Source organism: Halorubrum sp. CBA1125 (genome assembly GCF_009742825.1).
GTDB lineage: Archaea > Halobacteriota > Halobacteria > Halobacteriales > Haloferacaceae > Halorubrum.
The window spans coordinates 1-7,395 of record NZ_WPCE01000144.1 but is presented as its reverse complement, the minus strand read 5'-3'; the positions used below and the strand labels follow the sequence as shown (position 1 = coordinate 7,395).

4 protein-coding genes are annotated in these 7,395 nt (G+C 63.1%); all 4 read left to right on the top strand.

Going from position 1 to position 7,395, the window contains the following annotated elements; all coding sequences use genetic code 11:
• Window positions 1-150 precede the first annotated feature (150 nt).
• The 4 genes from GJ633_RS12020 (at window position 151) to GJ633_RS12005 (ending at window position 7,107) form a co-directional block, all read left to right on the top strand.
• Window positions 151-1,818: a hypothetical protein gene (locus GJ633_RS12020; protein WP_156589019.1), complete on the top strand. Its 1,668-nt coding sequence runs from the start codon at window positions 151-153 to the stop codon at window positions 1,816-1,818.
• A 578-nt stretch (window positions 1,819-2,396) separates the two neighbouring features.
• Entirely contained in the window at window positions 2,397-4,022 is a 1,626-nt protein-coding gene (locus GJ633_RS12015) for a CARDB domain-containing protein (protein ID WP_343160894.1), read from the top strand.
• Window positions 4,022-5,110 (top strand): dockerin type I domain-containing protein, encoded by a 1,089-nt coding sequence (locus GJ633_RS12010; RefSeq protein ID WP_156589017.1) that lies wholly within the window; start codon window positions 4,022-4,024, stop codon window positions 5,108-5,110. Before GJ633_RS12015 ends, GJ633_RS12010 begins: the two co-directional genes overlap by 1 nt.
• Window positions 5,107-7,107: a CARDB domain-containing protein gene (locus tag GJ633_RS12005; protein WP_156589016.1), complete on the top strand. Its 2,001-nt coding sequence runs from the start codon at window positions 5,107-5,109 to the stop codon at window positions 7,105-7,107. The genes GJ633_RS12010 and GJ633_RS12005 overlap by 4 nt, the downstream gene beginning before the upstream one ends.
• The last annotated feature ends 288 nt before the right edge of the window (window positions 7,108-7,395 follow it).

Below are 7,395 nucleotides of genomic sequence, written 5' to 3'. Positions count from 1 at the left end.
CTGACGGCTTCGGAATGGGCCGCCGGTGTCACCGGGACCTCTGTGACGTCGAGCGGGTCCGCCCCCGTTCTAACGCCACGTGGGAGTACCTCTCCGTCGACACACTCAGCGAATGATGAGCCAGAACCCACCGAAGCGTCGTCCCAGCTCGTGGTTGACCAGGGACAGAACGACGGTGGTGCCGTTACGACCTACGATGATAACTCCTTCCAGTTCGAGAACACTGGGCAGGATAATATCGACTCGCTGACCATTGACCTTAGCGAAACTGCCTTTCCGGATATGGTCTTTGACCCGAACGGAAGTGCAGGTGACCAGGGAGCCAAGGGACTCAACATCGACAGTCAGTCCGGTGACGGAGTCGGTGTTGTGAGCACCAGTGAAGGCGACGTCTTCAGTGAACCGAAGAACGGTGTGGACAACGCTGATGGCTTCGACGTCATGACGATCGAGTTCACTGACTTCGAGCCGGGCGAGACCGTTGGCTTCTCGGTTGACAACGATCCGACGAGTATCAAAGGTGCGACGATAACCTCCCAAGAAGCCGGACCCGTGTCTGGCTTCGAACTCTCACGAGCGACTGTGTCGGTTGAGTACGCAAGCGGTGCGACTCAGGCGTCCCAGCTCTTCGGAGATGGGAGCTCCGGCGGAGCCATCGCTGCCCTGGATGACAGCGAGGGTGACGCGCCAACAATAGTTGGGAACGCGAGCGCGCCGAACGTGTTGGAGAGTACCCACCGGACCGGATGGGAAACCTCTCAGGCGACTCAAACCTTCGAGGTCCAACACGATTCGAGCCAAGTCGGTCAGCAGGCGACGGTAATCCGTGCCGAAGGGAAGCTGGCGATCGACAATGTGCCAGACCACGATGGTACTCCTGGATACAACGTCGAGGAGTTCGAGGCCAACACGGTCGAACAGGTGGAGTACAAGACGGTTCCGTTGACGAGCGGAACTGATACCGTCGAATTCACTCTGAGTAACTCCACTGAGAATGGTGGATACAACTACATCTTCGCGACTGTCGAGGATGATGGTGGCGACATGGGCAACGTGTCAAACGTTGAAATCGTGAAGCTGGTTGAGGCAGACTCAGGCCCTGAACCAAGTCAGAATGACTTCGACGGCGACGGAATCCTGAACGCGAATGACGCTGATGACGATAACGATGGTATCGATGATACGTCGGACCCGTTCGCGGTAGACCCTGATAATGGAATGAGCACGACGACCCCGGTCGACCTCAGCTTCCAGCCCGGATCCGAACCGCTGACGATCCACGAGGTAGGGTTCACTGGGCTGATGACGACCGGGAATCACGACTATCAGGATCTCTACGACGAGTCGAAGGTGACCTTCGACGCCGGGTCGATGACCGTCGAGGACGTTCCGGCGAACGATCCCAACAATGACCACCCTGGAATGTACGGGTATCAGGTCGGCTTCGACCCAGCCGGTGAGAAAGTCCGAATCAACACCACTGTGAGCGGGTTGCCCAGTGACGCCGGAGATTGGGCGCAGGCAGGCGTCCAATTCGGCGTGGGCGACCAGTCGAACTACGTGAAGTTGGTCGCTGTCGGTAACGGTGGCGATGGCGGTATCGAATTCGGCATGGAAGAAAGCGAGAGCTTAGACTCGGAAACGGTCCAGGCCGATGTGCTTGGCCCCGACACCGAGACGGAACTGTCTATCGTCGTTGATCCTGTCAACGACACGATTACGGGTTACTACAAGACTGAAGGCGGAAGCTGGGAGCAGGCTACGGGAGCTTCAGGCGAAGCCTACAGTCTCCCCGCCGGAGTGGACCGACACGTCTGACGACGTCGCTCCAGCCGGTGGAGTGATCTCTACGTCCATCGGGGATGACCCGTTCGACGCGACGTGGCACGAGTTCACTATCGAAGAGGTGAGTGACTGAATCGATCACTGATGACTCCAGGAGTGGACGAGGTACGGAACAACACTCAGCGGACTAAAAAATACAATACAACAATATGAACACGAAGAAGATCAGTGCGATGGTGATGGCCCTTGCCATAATCGGATCGGTCCTCGCGATGGGACCTGCCCTCGCCTCGCATTCAGTAGCAGTTAGTCAGACAGCACAGGGCGGAACGACCGTTGCTCCCGGAGACACGGTGACAGTCGACGTAACGATCGACTCTAATCCGGGCGCTTCGGCCATCACTGGGATCGATCTCCCAGACGGTTGGTCCTTCAATTGGGTGGAAACTGACGGTGCCATCGTTGGACCGGGGGGCGAGGAGCTCACCTGGAACGAACCTGTCAGTCAGCAGAACTCTCACACGGTGACCTACGAGGTGGCCGTTCCGTCCGGTGCAAGTGACGGGACCTACACCTTCACGGCAAATGGTGCCGCGCAAGGACCGGACAGTGTGGATGACGACGAGTCTGACTCGTCGCCCCTGACCATCACGGTCGAGCAACCCGACCCGAACCAGGATCCGGTCGCCGACGCCGGTGACGACCAGACGGTCGACGCGGACACGGAGGTCACGCTCGACGCCTCGGGGTCTTCGGACCCGGACGACGACAGCCTCTCGTACTCGTGGTCGGAGACGACCGACTCCGGCGTCTCGCTGAGTGACGCTTCGGCCGAACAGCCGACGTTCACCGCGCCCGATGTCGACTCGGAGACCACGCTCGAGTTCCAGCTCGAGGTCACCGACGACGACGGCGCCTCGGATACCGACACGGTCAGCGTGACCGTCCAGCCGCCGGACGCGGCGAACTTCCAGGTGTCGAACCTGGACGCACCGAGCGCCGCCACGCAAGGTGACGAAATCGACGTCTCGGCCGACGTCGAGAACACGGGCGAGCAGTCGGCGACCAAGTCCGTCGAGTTCCGCGTCGACACGAACGACGACGACTCGATCGGCGACGAGAGCGCGGTCGACTCCCAGGACATCGAGCTGAATCCCGGCGAATCGACGACCGTCACCTTCGAAGACGTCGACACGAGCGGGCTCCCGGTCGGTACGCTCACCCACGGCGTGACCACGCCCGACGACAGCGCGACCGCGCAGATCACGATCGATGACGCTCCGCCGACGGGTGACAAGGAGACGACCGTCAGTCTCGACCCCGCCAGCCAGACCGGCGCGGTCGGCGCCACGACGACGTACGACGTGGTCGTCGACAACGCGGACGGCGGCGTCGGTGCCGGCGAACTCGCCGCCACCGTCGACGACACGAGCGTCGCGACGATCACCGGCGTGAACGTCCTGAACGGGGCGACCGCCGACATCGATGTGACGGACTCCTCCGCCGAGTTCGACTACTTCGGTGCCGGCACCGCCGATACCGGCCCCGTCACCGTCGCGGAGGTGACCGTCGAGGGCGCCGGCGATGGCACCACTAGCCTGTCCATCGGACCGGCCAGCGGTAACGGCGATGTACTCCTGTTCGACGAGGGCGGCAACCCCTACGACGTGACCGGCACGAACGGCGCGAGCCTCGAGGTGCTGCCGGTGGAGTTCCTCGTGGACAGCACGAGCGCGCCGGAGAAGGCAGCCGTTGGGAGCACCGCCACCGTCACGGCGACCGTGAGCAGCGACGGAGACGTTGAGAGCACCCAGTCCGTCGAACTCCTGTTCGACATCGACGGCGACGGTGATCTCGAATCCGTCGAGACCAAAGAGGTGACCCTCGATGCGAACGGTCAGACCCAGGTGTCGTTCGACGTCGCGGTGCCCGCGGACGCCTCCTTCGGCGACCGCGCGTACAGCGTTGAGACCGCCGCTGACAGCGCGGGCGGAACGGTCGAGTTCACGCCGCCAGCTGTCAACGACCAGCAGGGACTCCCCGGCGACCCCGACGGTGATGGCCTCTACGAGGACGTCAACGGCGACGGGAACGTGGACAGCGGCGACGCGCAGTCGCTGTTCGCCAACCGCGAAGGCGACATCGTCCAGAATAACTTCCCGGCGTTCGACTTCAACGGCGACGGTCAGGTCAACGTCGGCGACGCACAGGTGCTCTTCAGTGAGGTAACCGGATAATGATGTCTCACAACACATCACGCATACGCGTCAACGGACGGCATCTCCTCGTCGCCGTTGTCGCACTGTCGTTGATCATCCCTGCTGCGACACCGCTCGCAGCAGCCGCCGGCGGGACCAGCGTGAGCATCGCCCCCGACGACACGAGCGTGGACGTCGGTCAGAACACCACGTTCGAGGTCGTCGTCGATGACGCTCAAGGCGGCGTTGGTGCCGCCGAGTTCGGCGTGACGGTCGACGACAACGTCGCAGCGATCACCGGCGTCGAGGTCCACGGGTCGGGAGCGACCGCCACGGATATCGCCGACGACGGATCGTCCGTCGACGTCGAATACGCGTTCCGAGACACGGCGGACTCCGGGAGCGTCACGATCGCGGAAGTGACCGTGCAGGGCGTCAGTGACGGGTCGACCGACGTGGACCTCGAACCCGCCGCGGGCAACGATGCGGTGCTGATCTTCGACGAGAGTGGTACCGGATACGACGTGACCGGAACGAACGACGCGACGCTGAGCGTCGAGGGTGACCAGCCGGATCCCGACCCGGCGAACTTCGAAGTGTCGAGTCTGCAGGCGCCCGATAGTGTCACGCAGGGTGAGGCGATCGACGTCTCTGCCGACGTCACCAACGACGGTGGCCAGCAGGCCACCCAGACGGTTGAGTTCCGGCTCGACGTCGACGGCGACGGCACGCTCGAATCGCTGGACTCACAGGCGGTGACGCTGGAGGCTGACGAGACGCAGACGGTCACCTTCAGCGACATCGACACGAGCGGGCTCGACGCCGGTGACTACACCCACGGGATCTTCACCGACGACGACTCCGTAACCGCTACCCTTTCCGTGGAGGCGGAGACCCTGCCGCCGGTTAGTGGATTCGAGAACTCGCCGGCTGACCCGGATGACGACGGCCTCTACGAGGACGTCAACGGCGACGGCGAGTTCGACATCGTCGACGTCCAGGCGCTGTTCGCCAACCTCGACGACGAGACGGTCCAGAACAACTCGGACGGGTTCGACTTCAACCAGGACGGAGACGTCGATGTGGTCGACGTCCAGAAACTGTACAACGAGGTGTTGCCTGAATGAGCGTACGTGACATCCCGACGACCCTCGAGTTGAAGGGGATCATGGCCATCGTGACGGTCGCACTGGTTACGACGGCCGGCGTCGGCGGCGCCGCACTGGGCATCGGACCGCTCGGCGGCCAAGAACCGGTGGTAGCACAGCAAGAGAGTCCGCTCGAGACGGCGGTGAGCCTCGATCCGAGCAGCGCGACCGTGACGAGCGGCGAGTCGACGACGTACGACGTGGTCGTCGACTCGGCCGACGGCGGGGTGGGTGCGTACGACTTCACCGTCAGTATGGTCGACCCGAGCGTCGCCTCGATATCGGACGTCGCTGTCAACGGAAACCCGAACGACCAGACGACCGACGTCTCGATCCCGGACGACGGCTCCTCGGCCGACGTGACGGTCGCGCTCGCCAACACGTCCGATACCGGCAGCGTGACCATCGCGACGGTCACCGTCCAGGGCGACGAAGCGGGAACTAGTGACATCGGCCTGGCCGTCGACGCACTCGGCACCGAAGCAGGCGAACCGTACACCGTGACCGGAACGACGGGCGCCTCGCTCACCGTCGAGGCCGACGACCCAGAGCCGGAACCCGACCCGGAACCGGAACCCGACCCGGAACCGGAACCCGACCCGGCGAGCTTCCAAGTCTCGAACCTGGACGCACCGGATAGCGCGACGCAGGGTGACAACATCACCGTCTCCGCCAACGTCACCAACGACGGCGACGAGGAAGCCACCCAGACGGTGGCGTTCCGGCTCGACGTCGACGGTAACGGTACGCTCGAAGGAGACGAGGCGCTGGACTCACAGGCGGTGACGCTGGATGGCAACGAGACGCAGATGGTCACCTTCAGCGACCTCAACACGAGTGGGCTCGACGCCGGAGACTACACCCACGGGGTCTTCACCGACGACAACTCCACGACGGCGACGATCACCATCGAGGCCGTCGATGACGACGACGATGACGACAGAGACGATGGTGACGACGGAGACGACGGTGACGCTGACGATGGTGACGACGGCGATGAAATGCTTCGGGAGACCGCAATGAGTCTCCAGCCGCCAGATTCGACGGTTAGCGCCGGCGAGTCGACGACGTACGACGTGGTCGTCGACTCGGCCGACGGCGGGGTGGGTGCGTACGACTTCACCGTCAGTATCGCCGACCCGAGCGTCGCCTCGATATCGGACGTCGGCGTCAACGGGAATCCGAACGACCAGACGACCGACGTCTCGATCCCGGCCGACGGCTCCTCGGCCGACGTGACGGCTGCACTCGCCGACACGTCCGATACCGGGAGCGTGACCATCGCGACGGTCACCGTCGACGGGGACGCGGCCGGGACGAGCGGTCTGTCGCTCGCAGTCGACGCACTCGGCACCGAAGCAGGCGAACCGTACACCGTGACCGGAACGACGGGCGCCTCGATCACCGTCGAGGCCGTTGACGACGGCGACGGTGACGATAGTGATGAGAGCGACGACGTGGACGAGGAATTCACTCTGGACGAGATCGCTCAGGCGAAGTACGGCCACGACTTCGCGGATCTCAGCGCCGAGACTGCCGGGGAGGTTCAGGCGATCTACAACCGTCAGCCGTTCCCTGCAGGCACGGATCCGGCCGACATCCGGACGCGCAACGAGATCACTGACGACCGCTACGACCGCGACTTCGACGACGTGAGCCGCGAGACGACGATCGAGATACAGAACGACTACGACGCACAGTTCGGTCCGCTTCCGTCCGATCCGGCGTTCACTCTGGACGAGATCGCTCAGGCGAAGTACGGCCACGACTTCGCGGATCTCAGCGCCGAGACTGCCGGGGAGGTTCAGGCGATCTACAACCGTCAGCCGTTCCCCGCAGGTACGGAGCCGGGTGACATCCGGACGCGCAACGAGATCACTGACGACCGCTACGACCGCGACTTCGACGACGTGAGCCGCGAGACGACGATCGAGATACAGAACGACTACGACGCACAGTTCGAGGCGGATACCTAACTCGGGGTCACTACGTCTCGGTGTTCTCATTTTTTAAAGATAGTTTCGCGTTGAATAGCCGTTCGCTGAGGACGGCAAAGGTGGCAGTTCAAAGGTGGCGGTTCATCGTTTTCGGGTAGCGTGGAATAACCGCGGGCGGATCCCGGGATCGAGTTCGTTCGCACAGTTGACATCCTCCCCGCGCTGAAGGGCGAGACTTTCGCCTCGAATTTTCCGTAATCACCTGCTGTGAGGGGCACGACCAGACACAGACCGTGTTATCGGGCGAGGAGGTCAACGAACGGTATC

Coding starts and splice junctions, on each gene's coding strand:
- GJ633_RS12010 (WP_156589017.1), top strand. CDS start 4,022: ATGATGTCTCACAACACATCACGCATACGCGTCAACGGACGGCATCTC.
- GJ633_RS12005 (WP_156589016.1), top strand. CDS start 5,107: ATGAGCGTACGTGACATCCCGACGACCCTCGAGTTGAAGGGGATCATG.